Source organism: Rhodococcus sp. Z6_132, from assembly GCF_058133635.1.
Window position 1 is genome coordinate 893,255 of record NZ_JBYUNP010000002.1, and the last position, 14,472, is coordinate 907,726.

The 14,472-nt window shown below is 71.7% G+C and carries 15 protein-coding genes; 10 read left to right on the top strand and 5 right to left on the bottom strand.

All coding sequences use genetic code 11. The annotated features are described in order from the left end of the window. The 4 genes from AC3YO9_RS10890 to AC3YO9_RS10905 are packed head-to-tail and all read left to right on the top strand — an operon-like array spanning position 1 to position 4,455. Positions 1-888, top strand: coding sequence for an FAD binding domain-containing protein (locus AC3YO9_RS10890; protein WP_489983142.1), 888 nt, complete (start codon positions 1-3; stop codon positions 886-888). Continuing rightward, positions 885-3,287 (top strand): xanthine dehydrogenase family protein molybdopterin-binding subunit, encoded by a 2,403-nt coding sequence (locus AC3YO9_RS10895; RefSeq protein ID WP_489983143.1) that lies wholly within the window; start codon positions 885-887, stop codon positions 3,285-3,287. The genes AC3YO9_RS10890 and AC3YO9_RS10895 overlap by 4 nt, the downstream gene beginning before the upstream one ends. Beyond that, a complete protein-coding gene (locus AC3YO9_RS10900) occupies positions 3,284-3,787 on the top strand; it encodes a (2Fe-2S)-binding protein (protein ID WP_489983144.1) in 504 nt (167 codons plus the stop codon). The genes AC3YO9_RS10895 and AC3YO9_RS10900 overlap by 4 nt, the downstream gene beginning before the upstream one ends. After that, the gene (locus AC3YO9_RS10905) at positions 3,784-4,455 is read left to right on the top strand and encodes an SRPBCC family protein (RefSeq protein ID WP_489983145.1); all 672 of its coding nucleotides are present in this window, start codon (positions 3,784-3,786) and stop codon (positions 4,453-4,455) included. Before AC3YO9_RS10900 ends, AC3YO9_RS10905 begins: the two co-directional genes overlap by 4 nt. A 4-nt stretch (positions 4,456-4,459) precedes the next feature. On the opposite strand, the gene AC3YO9_RS10910 is transcribed toward AC3YO9_RS10905, so the two are convergent. After that, a complete protein-coding gene (locus tag AC3YO9_RS10910) occupies positions 4,460-5,794 on the bottom strand; it encodes an HNH endonuclease signature motif containing protein (RefSeq protein WP_489983146.1) in 1,335 nt (444 codons plus the stop codon). Between the two features lie 165 nt (positions 5,795-5,959). Between AC3YO9_RS10910 and AC3YO9_RS10915 the strand changes: the two genes are divergently transcribed. Next, the gene (locus AC3YO9_RS10915; RefSeq protein WP_489983147.1) at positions 5,960-6,754 is read left to right on the top strand and encodes a nuclease-related domain-containing protein; all 795 of its coding nucleotides are present in this window, start codon (positions 5,960-5,962) and stop codon (positions 6,752-6,754) included. 49 nt (positions 6,755-6,803) lie between these two features. On the opposite strand, the gene AC3YO9_RS10920 is transcribed toward AC3YO9_RS10915, so the two are convergent. Beyond that, complete coding sequence (locus AC3YO9_RS10920; RefSeq protein ID WP_489983148.1) at positions 6,804-7,343, bottom strand: hypothetical protein; 540 nt, start codon at positions 7,341-7,343, stop codon at positions 6,804-6,806. Between the two features lie 325 nt (positions 7,344-7,668). On the opposite strand from AC3YO9_RS10920, the gene AC3YO9_RS10925 reads away from it, so the two are divergent. Next, a complete protein-coding gene (locus AC3YO9_RS10925) occupies positions 7,669-8,154 on the top strand; it encodes a VOC family protein (protein ID WP_127782995.1) in 486 nt (161 codons plus the stop codon). A 21-nt stretch (positions 8,155-8,175) separates the two neighbouring features. On the opposite strand, the gene AC3YO9_RS10930 is transcribed toward AC3YO9_RS10925, so the two are convergent. Then, positions 8,176-8,601 carry a nuclear transport factor 2 family protein gene (locus tag AC3YO9_RS10930; protein ID WP_489983149.1) on the bottom strand — a complete coding sequence of 142 codons (426 nt, stop codon included), beginning with the start codon at positions 8,599-8,601 and terminating at the stop codon, positions 8,176-8,178. A 280-nt stretch (positions 8,602-8,881) separates the two neighbouring features. Between AC3YO9_RS10930 and AC3YO9_RS10935 the strand changes: the two genes are divergently transcribed. Then, the gene (locus AC3YO9_RS10935) at positions 8,882-9,568 is read left to right on the top strand and encodes a hypothetical protein (protein WP_127782993.1); all 687 of its coding nucleotides are present in this window, start codon (positions 8,882-8,884) and stop codon (positions 9,566-9,568) included. Here AC3YO9_RS10935 and AC3YO9_RS10940 read toward each other — a convergent pair whose 3' ends face one another. Both AC3YO9_RS10940 and AC3YO9_RS10945 read right to left on the bottom strand, forming a co-directional pair. Further along, complete coding sequence (locus tag AC3YO9_RS10940; protein WP_489983150.1) at positions 9,569-10,195, bottom strand: uracil-DNA glycosylase; 627 nt, start codon at positions 10,193-10,195, stop codon at positions 9,569-9,571. Positions 10,196-10,217: 22 nt separating this feature from the next. Beyond that, positions 10,218-10,676 carry a pyridoxamine 5'-phosphate oxidase family protein gene (locus AC3YO9_RS10945; protein WP_489983151.1) on the bottom strand — a complete coding sequence of 153 codons (459 nt, stop codon included), beginning with the start codon at positions 10,674-10,676 and terminating at the stop codon, positions 10,218-10,220. 138 nt (positions 10,677-10,814) lie between these two features. Between AC3YO9_RS10945 and AC3YO9_RS10950 the strand changes: the two genes are divergently transcribed. The 3 genes from AC3YO9_RS10950 to AC3YO9_RS10960 all read left to right on the top strand — a co-directional run bounded on the left by AC3YO9_RS10950 (position 10,815) and on the right by AC3YO9_RS10960 (position 14,439). Further along, positions 10,815-12,107: an acetamidase/formamidase family protein gene (locus AC3YO9_RS10950; RefSeq protein WP_127782990.1), complete on the top strand. Its 1,293-nt coding sequence runs from the start codon at positions 10,815-10,817 to the stop codon at positions 12,105-12,107. A gap of 68 nt (positions 12,108-12,175) precedes the next feature. Next, positions 12,176-13,714, top strand: a complete 1,539-nt coding sequence (locus AC3YO9_RS10955; protein ID WP_489983152.1) for an amidase — start codon at positions 12,176-12,178, stop codon at positions 13,712-13,714. 149 nt (positions 13,715-13,863) lie between these two features. Then, positions 13,864-14,439 (top strand): TIGR03086 family metal-binding protein, encoded by a 576-nt coding sequence (locus AC3YO9_RS10960; protein WP_489983153.1) that lies wholly within the window; start codon positions 13,864-13,866, stop codon positions 14,437-14,439. Positions 14,440-14,472: the final 33 nt, after the last annotated feature.

Sequence of the window (14,472 nt, forward strand, 5' to 3'; positions counted from 1 at the left end):
ATGAAGCCCGCCCGGTTCCACTACCACCGCGCTCACTCGGTTGCCTCCGCCGTCGCCACGCTCGCCGAGCTGGGCGAGGACGCCAAGCTGATCGCCGGGGGCCAGAGCCTGGTCGCCATGATGAGCTTCCGCCTCGCCCGGCCGGCGCACCTCGTCGACGTGACCGGCCTGCACGAGCTGAGCTACCTCACCCGGGACGCCGCAGGGCTGCACGTCGGAGCGCTGACCACGCACCGGCAGGTGGAGATGGACCGGGCGGGCCTCACCGCGGACTACGCGGTGATCGCCGACGCCATGCGCTGGATCGGGCACCTGCCCATCCGTACCCGCGGCACGGTCGGCGGCAGCATCGCGCACGCCGACGCCACCGCCGAGTGGTGCCTGCTGGCGGTGCTGCTGGACGCCGACATCGTGGTGGAGTCGGTGCGCGGACGGCGCACCGTGGCCGCGTCGGAGTTCTTCTTCGGCTTCTACGCCACGGCGCTGGAGCCGGACGAGATGATCGTGGAGATCTGCTTTCCTCGACCCGCGCCGCACGCCGCGCTGGCCGAGCACGCCCAGCGGCAGGGTGACTTCGCCGTGGTCGCGGTGGCGGTGGATCTCGACCTCGACGGCGAGCAGGTGCGCGGCGGCCGCGTGGCACTGAGCGGGGTGGGGCCGGTGCCCGTGCGGGTGCCTGCCGCCGAGGCCGTGCTCACCGACGCCGGCCGCTTCGACAGCGCGCTGGTCACTGCGTGCGCCGAGGCCGCCGCCGCGTCGGTAGAGCTCGACGACGACGTCGCCGCGGGGGGCGCGGAGTACGTCCGCGGCCTGGTGCGCACCCTGCTGGCCAGCGCGCTGCCCGAGGCGGCGCTGCGCCAGACCGCACGACAGGAGGTTCTGCAGTGACCGCCACCGCGAGTGAGCGCACGCTGCGCGGAGGGTCCTGGGTCGGCAGGTCGGTGCAGCGCCGCGAGGACCCGCGCCTGCTCACCGGCTCCGGCCGTTTTCTGGACGACATCACCCTGCCGGGCATGCTGCACGCCCAGTTCGTCCGCTCCACGGTGGCCGCGGGCAGCGTCACCGCGCTGTCCCTGGACGCCGCCCGGGCCATGCGGGGCGTGCGGGGCGTGTTTGCCGCCCGCGACCTCGGTCTCACCGGGATCATCGCCGGGCTGGACCGCCCGCTGACTGAGTTCCGGCCCACCGAGATGCCGGTGCTGGCCCAGGACCGGGTGCGCTACGTCGGCGAGCCGCTGGCCATCGCGGTCGCCGACGACGCCTACCTGGTGGAGGACGCGCTGGAGCTGGTGGAGGTGGAGTACGAGGTGGGCGCGGCCATCACCTCCATCCCGGGCGCGCTCGCCGAGGGCGCCCCGTTGGTGCACGACGAGGTGCCCGCCAACACCTTCCTGGACGTGTCGATGTTCGACACCGAGGGCGTGGACCAGGCCTTCGCCGAGGGCGCGGTGGTGGTGGACGTGCAGTGCTCGACCGGGCGGCAGAACGCGCTGCCCATCGAGACCCGCGGCGCGCTGGCGTACTGGGACGCCCGCGACGAGCAGCTGATCATCTACACCTGCAGCCAGGTGCCGCACCAGGTGCGCACCGTGGCCGCTCGCAGCCTGGGCCTGGACGAGCGCAAGATCCGGGTGGTCGTGCCGGACATGGGCGGCGGGTTCGGCATCAAGTGCGTGGTGGGCCGCGAGGAGATCGCGGTGGCCGCGGCTGCGCTGCGGCTGAAGCGACCGGTGAAGTGGATCGAGGACCGCCGCGACGCGCTCACCGCGTCGTTCCTGGCCCGGGAGCAGCACTACGACGCCAAGGCCGCCTTCGACGCCGACGGCACCCTGCTGGCGCTGCAGGCTGACGTGCTCTGCGACATGGGCGCCTACTCCTGCTACCCGTTCACCGCCGGCATCGAGCCGCTGATGGCGTCGGCGGAGATGCCCGGGGTGTACCAGCTTCCCGCCTACCGGGTGCGCGGACGGGCCATCACCTCGAACAAAGCGCCCACCGCGCCCTACCGCGGGGTGAGCCGGCCGCAGTACGTGATGGTGATCGAGCGGCTGATGGAGCGCGCCGCTCGCGAGCTGGGCATGGACGCGGTGGAGCTGCGCCGGCGCAACCTCATCACGGTCTTCCCCTACACGGGGATCAACAACATCACCTACGACCCGGGCTCCTACTTGGAGTCGCTGAACCTGTGCGAGCAGGTGCTGCAGGACGAGGGCTGGTACGAGTACCAGGCGGAGGCGGCGCAGCAGGGTCGCCACGTCGGGATCGGCTACTCCTGCTTCAGCGAGCGCACCGGCTACGGCTCGGCCGCGTTCGCCGCCCGCAAGATGGACGTGGTGCCCGGCTTCGACATCTCCGAGATCAAGATGGACACCTCGGGCACGGTGGTGGTGACCACCGGCACGTTGAGCCACGGGCAGAGCCACGAGACCACCATGGCGCAGATCGTGGCGGACAAGCTGGGCCTGGACATCAACCAGGTGAAGATCGTCCAGGGTGACACCGACCGGATCACCTACGGCTTCGGCAGCTTCGCCAGCCGCTCCATCACCATCGGCGGTAGCGCGGTGTCGCTGGCCGCGGTGAAGCTGGGCGACAAGCTGCTGGAGATCGCCGCGCACCTGCTGGACACCCACATCGACAACGTGCGCCTGGGCGAGGGCCGGGTGGAGCTGGTCGACGAGCCGGGCACGGGCCTGGACTACCGCGCCATCGCCGAGGTCGCCCACCTGCGGGCCCAGCTGCTGCCCAAGGGGGTGGAGCCGGGGCTGGCGGCGACGGCCAGCTTCGACGTCAACGGCGACGGCACGTTCTCCAACGCCACCCACGGTGCGGTGGTCGAGCTGCACCCGGGCACGGGCAAGGTGGAGATCCTGCGCTACTACTGCGTGGAGGACTGCGGGGTGGCCATCAACCCGAAGGTGGTGGACGGCCAGGCTCGCGGCGGCATCGCGCAGGGCATTGCCGGTGCGCTGTTCGAGGAGGTCACCTACGACGCCAACGGGCAGCCGCTGGTGGCCAGCTTCATCGACTACCGGGTGCCCACCGCGTGCGAGATCCCCGACGTGGGAATCTCGCACCTGGAGACGCCGTGCCTGTTCACCGAGTCGGGCGCGAAGGGCGCGGGGGAGGGCGGCACCATCGGTGCGCCCGCCGCGGTGCTCAACGCGGTCAACGACGGGTTGCGCCACACCGGCGTCGAGCTGAACGACACGCCCATTCATCCGCACGTCGTGGCGGCTGCGCTGGCCACCGCGACCGCGACTGCACGAGAGGACAGCCCGGCATGAGCGAGAAGGTGCTCATCGAGCTCACCGTCAACGGTGTCGAGCACGAGCTGGTGGTGGAGCCGCGGCGGACGCTGGTGGACGCGCTGCGCCACGACCTGCGGCTCACCGGCACCCACGTCGGGTGCGAGCACGGGGTGTGCGGGGCGTGCACGGTGCTGGTGGACGGCCAGCCGGCTCGCGCCTGCCTGATGTTCGCCGTGCAGGCCGAGGGGCGCGAGGTGCGCACGGTGGAGTCGCTGGCCGAGCCGGACGGGACGCTCAGCGACCTGCAGCAGTGCTTCGCCGACAACCACGGGCTGCAGTGCGGGTTCTGCACACCCGGCTTCCTCATGCTGGCCGAGGGGTTTCTCGCCGAGGAGCCCAGCCCGACCCGGGAGCAGGTGCGCGAGGTGGTGTCCTCCAACTACTGCCGGTGCACTGGATACCAGACCATCATCGACAGCATTTCCGCGTGCGCCGCCCAGCGGTGTGGTGGCGCGGCCAAGGAGAGTGCACAGTGAAGCTCGAGAACGTCATCACCGTCCCGGCCCCGCCCGAGCAGGTGTTCGCGCTGATCAACGACGTGGAGCGGGTCGCCTCGTGCGTGCCGGGTGCGACGCTCACCGGCAAGGACGGCGATGCCTACGTCGGTGGGGTGAAGGTGAAGGTCGGGCCGGTGAGCGCGGCCTACAACGGCAAGATCAAGTTCCTCTCGGTGGACGACGCGACGCGGCGGCTGACCATGGAGGGCAAGGGTGCGGACTCACACGGCAACGGTGATGCGCAGGCGCACATCGCGCTGGCGGTGGACCCGGTGGAGGGTGGGTCACAGCTGCGGGTGGACACCGACCTGGTGATCAGCGGAAAGATCGTGGCGTTCGGCAAGGGCGCGATCGTGGCGGTGTCCAACAAGATCATGGCGCAGTTCGCGACCAACCTGGCCGCGATGCTGCAGGGGGACGCAGCCGGCTCGGACGCCAGCGCTGTCGCCCCTGTCGCTGGCGCGCCGGTGGCCGCTGCGGCCCAGGGCGCCCCCGTTGCTGCGGCGGCACCGGTGTCTGGTGGCGAGCTCAACGCGTTGTCGATGCTCCCTCCCGAGGCGCTCAAGGTTGCCCGCATCGCGGGGATCTTTGTCGCAGGGATGTTCGAGGGGTGGTTGGTGTCCCGGGCTTTCGGCAAGCGCCGGTAGTGCGTCACGGGGGGCTCGCATCGCTGAGGTCGGGTGGGTGGTGGATCGGGTTGGTGCGTGGAACTTGATGTGGGTCAACATGTCTGGGTGCGATCCACTCGATGCGGCCGCTGGTGCCCATGCGGACGGTGAAGCCTTCGTGGGTGATGAGGCGGTGGTCGAACGGGCAGACCAGCGCCAAGTTGTGCAGGTCGGTGGGTCCGCCGTGTTGCCACTCGTGCAGGTGGTGGACCTGGGTCCACTGGGCGGGCATCTCACAGCCGGGTCGGGTGCAGCCGCGGTCACGGGCGTACAGCGCCAACCGTTGGGCCGGTGAGGCCAGGCGCTGGCCCTGACCGAGGTGGAGCACTTGTCCGGTGGAGTCGAGCACGCAGGGCAGCCACTTCGCGTCCGCCGCCCTGCGCAGCACATCGCGCACCGGCACCGTGCCGCCCGAGGCGGTCGACGCTGTCCCGGCGCGGCGCTCCAGGTCCGCCAGCCCCATGGTGACCACCACCGTCGCCGGTAATCCGCGGTTGCCGGGCAGCTCACCGCCCGCCAGCGCGTTGCGACACAACGTGCCCAGCGCGTCGTGGTTGCGCTGGGCGGCACTGCGCGGGTCTGCCACCCCGTCCTCGGTGACCGGTCGCGCAGCGGCGGAGAACGCCGCGTCCACCAGCGCTCGGGCCATCGGATCCAGCTCACCACTGATGCGGCTCATCCCGTCGGGGCGCTGGCGGCCGATGGTGAACCCGCGCCGCCGCGCCCGATCGGCGTCGGAGGTCTCCCGCCCGTCCGGGTCCAGGTAGGCAGCCAGTCGTTCCGCGGCCTTGGCCAGCTCGGAAGGCCGCAGCGCGCAGGCTTGCGCGGCGAGGGTCTGCTCGGCCAGGCCGATGGTTTCGGTGTCCAGGGATGCGGGTAGGTCGTGCATCGTCTTGGCGACGATGTCAGCGTGGCGCGGCGAGATCGCCCCAGCCGCTTCGGCTGCTGCCGTGGCGGGCTGCAGCGGACCGAGATCCGCACCAGTGAAGGACGTCCGAGGACCCCGCACCAAGGCGGCTCGCACCCGAGCACGGGCCTCCTGGATGTCCAGGTGCAGCACTTCTGACAACAACCCCGCCGTGCCCCGCGCCAGGAACACCGTGGACAAGGAACGGCACTCCATCTCCACGATCAACCGATGGCCGACCGTCGGCTTCATCCGGTGCACCCGCTCCACCTCACGGCACACCGCCAACACCCCAGCATCGGACAGCCCGGCCAGCGGCACCTGCTGCAACCGCGCCACCACCGCGGCATGCTCAGCCAGCAGCGAGGCGACCTCGTCGGGGAGGTCCTCCGCTGAACCATTCGAACTCATGTTCGAATCATAGAACCGTGTGCCGACAATTCTGGGACAACGCCAAATGCCACCGATAGTCACGCTAGACAACGAGAAGTAGCCACGGGCATCATCGCCCCTTGGCGCATCAAGACGTTGTGCGCCAAAGAATTCGGCTGAATCAGCGGGGGCCGAATGGCAGGGATGTTCGCGCGTCGACGGATCACGCGCCAAGCAGGAAAGTCGGCGGCGAATCTCTACAGCGAGCACGCCCGCGCGTGGCGAGCCCGCAACCGCACGATGTTCATCGTCGCGGGACTCGTGGTCGCCACCATCTGCCTCGGCACGGCAACAGCAACGCACGAGCACAGGTGGCACGACTACGCGGGCATGCTCAGTGGTGGCGCGCTGTTCGCCTTCCTCATGATGTGGAACTCGCCGCCCGCCTGGATCGAGCAGTACCGGATGGGCAGCTGGGGCGAGGAGCGCACCGCCAAGGTCGTCGCCCAGCTGATGGGGGAGGGGTGGCGCGTGGTTCACGACCTCGACCGCGGCGGATCGAACATCGACCACGCACTCATCGGTCCCGGTGGCGTCTTCGCGCTGGACACCAAGAACCTGCAGGGCACCATTAGCGCCTCCGGCGACGTGCTCACCCTCACCCGCCCCGGCACCGATCGACCCGCCTACTCCAGTGCGGCTCCGGCGGCGCAGTCCCGCGGACAAGGCCTCTACCTGAGCCAGCTGCTCCGCGAGCGCTGCGGCCTTCGCACCTGGGTCACCGGCGTGGTCGTGCTGTGGGGCGAGTTCCCGCAGGAGGTCGCTGGCGGCGACCGGATGACCTACGTCCACGGCGACCACCTCGTCGAGTGGCTGCGCGGCCAACGGGCGCAGCTCAACGCCAAGCAGATCGCCGAGATCGCCGCCGTGCTCGGCCCGCAGCAGCCACCGGCCACGGCCGGTCGTCACCGCGCCGGAGCAGTGTCCGAACAGCGCTGAGCGCCCGCCCCAGAGCCCTGGTGCGGGCGCTCAGCGCAACCGTCGGTGCCTACTGGCAGGTGTCGCCGTAGTAGGTGCGCAGCTTCTGCGCGCTGGGCTCCGCCTTCTTCTGCGCGGTGTTCAGCGTCTCGAAGGCCGCAGAGCTGGCGGCGGTGGACGTCTCAGTCTGCGCGATGACGAAGTCGAGGTAGCCCGTCCAGGTGGTCCAGTCCTGCGCGATCTCTGCGGGCGGAGTCGCGCTGCCCATCTGCTTGCGCGCGTCCTGCGCCTCCTTGCGTGCCGTGGCCGGGGCGTAGAGCTGCAGGGAGCCGAACGTCCGGAAGCTCGCGTCCTGCTTCTCCAGGGTGTCGCAGAAGGCATTGTCGCCGTGGGCAGAGGCCGCAGCGCTCGACGTGGGCGCGGTCGAGGTGGCAGCGCTGGAGGTCGGGGCGCTGGAGGAGGCGGGCGCCGACGAGCTGCTGGCCGGCGCGGACACCGTGGTGGGGGGCGTCGTGCCCGTCTCCGTGGACGCCTCCTCGGAGTTGGCGCAGGCAGTGGTGAGCGCGGCGGCGACGGCCACCACGCCAGCGAGGCGGAGGTACGAGGGCATGGATGGTGCTCCTTCAGTCAAGGCGGCCAACGGGACGAGCCCGACGAGAAGGAGAGTCGGGCATTACTCCGACGTTACGTTCTGTGACGCCTCGCATTGATCACGCCACTGCGCGTTTGTGGTGCGCACCACAGGTGCGCTGACCGGCCACAGCACCTACGTGCGCCGGACGGGGACTGGCAGATCGCCGTCCACCAGCAGTCGACGGCCGAGCCGCTCTGAGCCGGCCGCGCCTGCCCACTCCGCGATGACTTCCGTCCGCTCGACCCGTCTACCGGAGCACCGGAGCGACGACCCGTCGTTCCACCGTGGAGGAGGGTCCGCCATGGAGCACTCGATCATCCCCAACCTCTGGTTCGACACCCAGGCCGAGGAGGCGGCCGAGTTCTACACCTCGGTGTTTCCCGACTCGCGCATCGTCAGCGTCAGCCGGTACCCGGAGAACTCACCCGGTCCTGCCGGCGAGGTGATGACGGTGGAGTTCGAGATCAACGGCCAGCGGTTCGTCGGCATCAACGGCGGACCGCAGTTCCCGTTCAGCGAGGCGGTCTCGTTCCAGATCACCTGCGCCGACCAGGCCGAGGTCGACCACTACTGGGACACGCTCGTCGCCGGCGGCGAGGAGAGCCAGTGCGGGTGGCTCAAGGACCGCTACGGCCTGTCCTGGCAGGTGGTTCCGGAGGGCATGGAGGAGGTGCTTGGCGATCCCGACGCAGAACGGGGCCAGCGGGCGATGCAGGCGATGCTCGGCATGACCAAGCTGGACGTGGCCGCAATGCGGGCCGCCGCCGACGGGGTGACGGCCGGATAGCGGACGCACCTGCCCGCCGGCTCAGCCGACGGTGATCTCCCGCGAGGCCAGCAGCCAGCGGCCGCCCTCGCGCCGGAAGCGGTCGTCGTAGCGGCCCATGGACACCAGCGTGGGCCGGGTGGCGGTCTGGGCGTAGAACTGCCAGATCGCCACTGCGCGTGCGTTGTCCGCGTCCTCGACCTGGACGTCCACACAGCCGGTGACGTGCCGGGTGGCGGTGCCCGGCCCGACGGTGCCCGCGGCCCGCCGCGTGCGGGCGGCCTCAGCGATCTCCGCGCGGCCCTGCCTGCGGCCCGCGGGCGCCCGGCTCAGCGAGTGCGCCGGCATGTCCCAGACGGCGTCGTCGGTGAACAGTGCGAGGTAGTCGTCGAGGTCCCCGCCGTCAGCCAGGTGCGCCAGGCGCGCAACGAGCGACCGGATCTCTTCTGCCGCAACAGCATCGGTCATCTCTGGCTCCAGGAGTGGCAGGGGTGGTGCGCGCGGCCGAGCCTAGGTCTCCCGGCCCCCACCGCGGCGCGCTCTTCCCACCAGGTGGGTGCTGTCGACTTTGCGAACAACGCACTCCCTTGGCCGCACGGAAAGGGAATTCGCCATTCTGGGGGCTTTGTCCGAAGGAATTGTCCGAACCCGCCGCAATGGTGGTGCGCGGCGACTTGGGGGCGCAGACTGGGTTAGCCGCCACTCAGGGGTGGGTCGTTGCCGATGACGATTTCGGGGAGCTGGTCGCATGCCCAACAGCCCTTTGCCGGACTACGTACCCGTCCTGTCGCGGGGCAGGCATCGCAAGCCCAGCAAGGGCGCGTGCTTCATGGAGCTGGCGTCGTTCCTGGCCGGCGAGCGCTGGTCCGACCACCCGGGATGCACCCACCCCCTGCTCGCGGCGCTGGCCCGCGACGTGAACGACCAGGTGCGCGACGAGGCCCGGCAACAGCTGTCCACGATGATTCCCGACGTCATCGGCCTCAACGACACGGATCCGCGGATCGACGCCTGGCTGGCCCGGGAGGTCTCGCTCACCGCGCTGCCGCTGGTCTCCGCGGAGCGCCAGTGCGTGGCCGTGGTCGGCCTGCTGCACTGCGAGCGGGTGCTGGACACCATCGAGGGGCGCCCCCTGGACTACCTCTCGCCGGAGGTGACCGCCGCCATGGCCGCCTACCCGGACGCCCAGGACTGGGCGCTGCGCTTCTGCAGCCTGGGCTGGGGACGCCAGGACCGCTTCGACCGGCGCAGTGCACCAGCCATCATCCACTCCTGCGTGGTGGGGATCGCCGGCGCCAAGAAGATCGACGCCGACGCAGTGCTGGTGGACCTGCTGCGTCGCTCGATCGCCGACTGCCGCCGCTGGATGCACCACGAGCCGCAGCCGGTCACGGATGCGCAGTGGCGCCAGGTGGCCGAGCGCACCAGCCGCTGATCAGGTGAGCAGCTCGGCCACCCGCTGGTAGGCCTGCACCCGGTCCTGCTCGCGCAACGCCCGGACGGCGCGGTCGGCGTGGAACAACGCCTGCCTGCTCGGGTGGTAGGTGGCAACCACGGTCAAGCCCCGCTCCTCCACCAGCTGCGGGCACTGGTGCTCCACTCGCGCCCAGCACGCCTGGGCGTCCCTGCCCTGCAGCAGCACCGCCCGCAGGCCGGGCAGCAGCTGGACCAGCCGCAGCACGGGGTCGACGCCGGCCTGCAGCTGGCGCGGGGTGGGGGCCTTGTTGATGTACCAGGGGCAGGCGTTCCAGGGCAGCAGCTCGCGCGGGCAGACACCGACCTGGTCGAACAGCCGGGCCTGCCGCTCCGCGCTGGCGTCGTCGTTCTCGGTGCACAGGAACCCGGAGCCGCCCTCGACCTGCGTCTTGGGGCCCGGATCGCGCAGCACGCTCAGCACCCGGGCGTGCACGCCACCGTGCCAGGGCGCCACGTGCGGCAACCAGCCCCGCCCGTCGGCGCCGTGCAGGGCGTCCACCAGCTCGTTCACCGCCCGGACGTGCGGTGCGTAGCGGTCGCGCTGCTGCTGCGCCCGGAACTGCGGGTCGGCCATGCGTCGCACCATCGTCGTCTCCCCGCGGACGGTGTCAGCCCCGCCGGTGCTGCTGCACACCGCGAACCGGGTGCCAGGTGGTCACCACCAGGTGCCGGCCGGCCGGGTCGACGCAGGTGTGCACCACTTCCTCCGGATCGATCACGAACCAGTCCACCGGGTCAGCACTGCTGCTCTCGGTGACGTCCCTGGCCCGACCGGACACCTTGGCCTCGCCCAGCCACGACCCCGGGTTGTCCTCGTCGGTGTCGTGCGTGGGGGAGTGGATCGCCACGCGGGGGTCGCGCCGCAGGTCCGCCGCCCGTCGGGTGCCCGGCATCATGCCCACCCTGAGGCCGGCGTCGTCCCACACCAGCTCGGTGCCGCTGATTCGGGGGGCACCGTCGCGGCGCAGCGTGGCCATGGTGGCGTGCTTGCGCACCCCGAAGCACCGCCGCACGGTGGCGGCCAGCTCGGTGTTCGCCACGGCAAAGTCCGTCCACGTCGTCGTCATGGGTCCAGGGTGCCTCAGCTGATCGTTACCAGCACGAAGCGACGACGTCACTGGCGCGAAACGCGGGGGCACTGTGCTCAAGGGACCGGCGCTCGGCACACCTCGTGCGCAGGCACCCGACGACGAGAGCAGGTACGCATGACCGACGACGGTGAGCTGAAGGCGGAGACCCTGGCCAGCGGGATCGGGCGCCGGTCCCTGTTCCGGGCCGCGACCGCGCTGGCCGCAGCCGGGGTGGTGGCCCCGGCGGCGCTCGCGGGTACTGCGAGCGCCACGCCGGGCCGGCCCGTCCCCGCCGGACGCGACTTCCCCGTGCTGCAGCCCGGGGTCGGCAAGGTCCGCGGCACCTACCTGCGCTCCACCCCGCGCACCGTGCTGTGGGGTGAGCTGCCCAACCGCACCAGCACCCCGGCCGCGGTGATCTCCTCCGGCGACGTGCTCACCCTCGACGGCGTCTCCCACGAGGGGGTGCTGGAGGACCAGGGGAAGGACCCGGTGGCGTACTTCGGCAGCAAGGGAGTGCCGCGCAACCGGGTGCTCGACGACGCGGTGGACATCGCCCGCAACAAGGCGCACACCGGGCCGGGCCCGCACGTGGTCACCGGCCCCGTCGCCGTCCGTGGCGCGGAGCGCGGCGACGTGCTCAAGATCGAGACGCTCGACCTGGCGCTGCGAGTGCCCTATGGCGTGATCTCCAACCGCCACGCCAAGGGGGTGCTGCCCGGGGAGTACCCGGAGGGCTTCCGGGACAACCCCGCGAACGCGCCGTACTTCAACGCCGGCGGCAACATCTCGGTGTTCGCCACCGTGGAGCAACGGCGTGGCCAGCAGCGGGGCACCCTGCCCGGCGCGGTCCCGGTGAGCTACCCGCTGAACCCGTTCATGGGCATCATGGGCATCGCCCGCGACACCGCCACGATGGTGGACTCGGTGCCCCCCACCGACGTCGGCGGCAACCTGGACATCGCCGCCCTGGGCGTGGGCAGCACGCTCTACCTGCCCGTGCGCGTGCCGGGTGCGATGTTCTACTCCGGCGACCCGCACATGGCTCAGGGCGACGGCGAGGTCGCCCTCACCGCGATGGAGGGGTCGCTGCGGGCGACGTTCCGGCTCAGCGTGATCAAGCGCGGCGGCCGGGCTCCGTCGGTGGCCTTCGACTACCCGTTCGCCGAGACCAGCGAGCACTGGATCCCCATCGGCCTCAGCGACCCGGACGGCTCCGAGGGCGGTGCGCAGGTGACCACCCTGGACGCGGCGATGCAGACCGCGGTCCGCAAGGCGCTGGCGTTCCTCACCCAGGACCTGGGCATGGCCGGCCCGGTGGCCTACGCCTACCTCAGCGCGGCGTCGGACTTCGTGGTCTCCCAGGCCGTGGACCGCACCACCGGCATCCACGGGCTCATTCGCAAGGCCGACTTCGACCGTTCCTGACAGAGTCCCTGCCACGGGTCGTGCCTGTCCCAGGCCGGCCCTGCCAGCTCGAGCCCGCGGAGGTTGCCGTGCCTGTTCAGCCCCCGTCCCGTGCCGACGTCCTGCGCCTGGCCGCCGTGCACGGACTGCCGGTCAGCGAGGACAACGTCGATGCCTACCAGGAGCTGGTGGGTGCCGGGCTGGCCGGCTACCAGGGCCTGGACGAGCTGGTGGAGGAGACCGCGCCCGTGCGGTGGCCCCGCGCTGACCTCGGCCGGCGTCCTGCGGTCGAGGACAACCCCTTCGGCGGGTGGGCGTGGCGCTGCTCGGTGCCGGGGGCGCCGAGCGGTCCGCTGCAGGGGATGCGGGTCGGCGTCAAGGACAACATCGCGGTGGCCGGGGTGCCGCTGCTCAACGGCAGCCAGATGATGGAGGGCTACGTGCCGCGGGAGGACGCCACCGTGGTCACCCGGCTGCTCGACGCAGGGGCAGAGGTGGTCGGCAAGACCGCGGTGCCCGGCTACTGCTTCGACGGTGGTGGCATCACCGGGTATCCCGACCCGCAGCCGGTCAACCCGTGGGACCCCACGCGGATGGCCGGCTCGTCGTCCAACGGCAGCGCGGTGGTGGTGGTCACCGGCCAGGTGGACCTGGCCCTCGGCGGCGACCAGGGCGGCTCGGTGCGCATGCCCGCCTCGTGGAGCGGCTGCGTGGGGCACAAGCCCACCCACGGCCTGGTGCCCTACACGGGCGCGTTTCCCATCGAGACCACGCTGGACCACCTCGGGCCGATGGCGCGGGACGTGGCCACGTGCGCCCGTGCGCTGGCGGTGCTCGCCGGCGCGGACGGGCTGGACCCCCGGCAGGTCGGGGTGCAGCTGCAGGACTACGTGGCCGCGCTCGAGCTGGGTGCGGCAGGGCTGCGGGTGGGTGTGCTGGCGGAGGGCTTCGACTGGCCCGGGGTGTCCGACCCAGCGGTGGACGCCACGGTGCGGGCCGCGGCCGAGGCGCTGCGCGAGGCAGGGGCCACCGTGCAGGAGGTGTCGGTGCCGATGCACCGGCACGGGTTGGCCATCTGGAACGCCATCGCCACCCAGGGCGCCACCGACCAGATGGTGCGCGGGGACGCCGTGGGCACCGGTTGGCGCGGCGCCTACCCGACCGCGCTGGTGGACGCCTACGGGGCGGCTCGCCGAGCCCGCGCCGCCGACTACCCGCCCACCGTCGCTGTCACGGTGCTCACCGGCGACTGGCTCGCCGAGCGCCACGGGCACCACTACTACGCCAAGGCGCAGAACCTCGGCCGCGCACTGGCCCGCCGCTACGAGGAGGCACTGCAGGACGTGGACGTGCTGCTGCTGCCGACCACCGCGATGACGGCGCAGGCGGTGCCGCCGGTGGACGCGTCGGTGGGGGAGACGGTCGCCGCGGCGCTGGGCAACCTGCACAACACCGCGCCGTTCGACGTGACCGGCAACCCGGCGATCAGCGTGCCGTGCGGACTGGCCGACGGCCTGCCAGTGGGTGCCATGTTCGTGGGCCGCCACTTCGACGACGCGACGGTGCTGCGCGCGGGCGCGGCGTACGAGCGGGCCCGCGGTGCGTGGCAGGGGCCGCCCTCGAGGTGAGCGCCAGCGCAGCACCTCCCAGGGCCGGTTGCTCCGAGGTGTCTGCGCCGGTGAGTCTGCGCCGACGACTTGCGCCGACGACTTGCGCCGATGAGCTGCGCCGGTGGGCGCCGTCCTAGGGGCAGGACCCACCGACGAGAGGACTCACCGTGTTCGACCTCGCCCCCGCCACCACCGCCCTCGCCGACCTCGTCCGCGGTGTGCGCGACGAGCAGCTGAGCGCCCAGACCCCTTGCGCGGACACCTCCCTCGCCGCGCTGCTGCAGCACGTCGACGGCCTGGCGCTCGCCTTCACCGCCGCCGCCACCAAGTCGCCCCTCGCTCCGAGTGCGAGCCAGGCCGAGCTGAGCCCCGACTGGCGGGTGCGCATCCCGCAACGACTGGCTGCGCTGGCGCACGCCTGGTCCGACGACGAGGCGCTGACCGGGGTGACCGAGGCCGGTGGGCAGCAGATGCCCGGCGACGTCGCCGCTGCGGTCGCGGCCAACGAGGTGCTGGTGCACGGGTGGGACGTGGCCGTGGCCAGCAACCAGCCGTTCCACAGCGACCCGCAGCTGACTGCGGCCGCCCTGCACTTCGTCGCGTCCGCGGTCGCGGAGCACCCCGAGGGCATCCCCGGCCTGTTCGGCCCGCCGGTGTCGGTGCCGAGCTCCGCCCCGCTGCTCGACCAGCTCATCGGCCTCACCGGCCGCGACCCGGCGTGGCAGGCTGCCCCAGTGACCTGAACAGCGCAGGACCTGAGCAGAGCGGCCTGGGCG

Coding starts and splice junctions, on each gene's coding strand:
- AC3YO9_RS10890 (WP_489983142.1), top strand. CDS start 1: ATGAAGCCCGCCCGGTTCCACTACCACCGCGCTCACTCGGTTGCCTCC.
- AC3YO9_RS10900 (WP_489983144.1), top strand. CDS start 3,284: ATGAGCGAGAAGGTGCTCATCGAGCTCACCGTCAACGGTGTCGAGCAC.
- AC3YO9_RS10910 (WP_489983146.1), bottom strand. CDS start 5,794: ATGAGTTCGAATGGTTCAGCGGAGGACCTCCCCGACGAGGTCGCCTCG.
- AC3YO9_RS10915 (WP_489983147.1), top strand. CDS start 5,960: ATGTTCGCGCGTCGACGGATCACGCGCCAAGCAGGAAAGTCGGCGGCG.
- AC3YO9_RS10920 (WP_489983148.1), bottom strand. CDS start 7,343: ATGCCCTCGTACCTCCGCCTCGCTGGCGTGGTGGCCGTCGCCGCCGCG.
- AC3YO9_RS10925 (WP_127782995.1), top strand. CDS start 7,669: ATGGAGCACTCGATCATCCCCAACCTCTGGTTCGACACCCAGGCCGAG.
- AC3YO9_RS10930 (WP_489983149.1), bottom strand. CDS start 8,601: ATGACCGATGCTGTTGCGGCAGAAGAGATCCGGTCGCTCGTTGCGCGC.
- AC3YO9_RS10935 (WP_127782993.1), top strand. CDS start 8,882: ATGCCCAACAGCCCTTTGCCGGACTACGTACCCGTCCTGTCGCGGGGC.
- AC3YO9_RS10940 (WP_489983150.1), bottom strand. CDS start 10,195: ATGGTGCGACGCATGGCCGACCCGCAGTTCCGGGCGCAGCAGCAGCGC.
- AC3YO9_RS10945 (WP_489983151.1), bottom strand. CDS start 10,676: ATGACGACGACGTGGACGGACTTTGCCGTGGCGAACACCGAGCTGGCC.
- AC3YO9_RS10950 (WP_127782990.1), top strand. CDS start 10,815: ATGACCGACGACGGTGAGCTGAAGGCGGAGACCCTGGCCAGCGGGATC.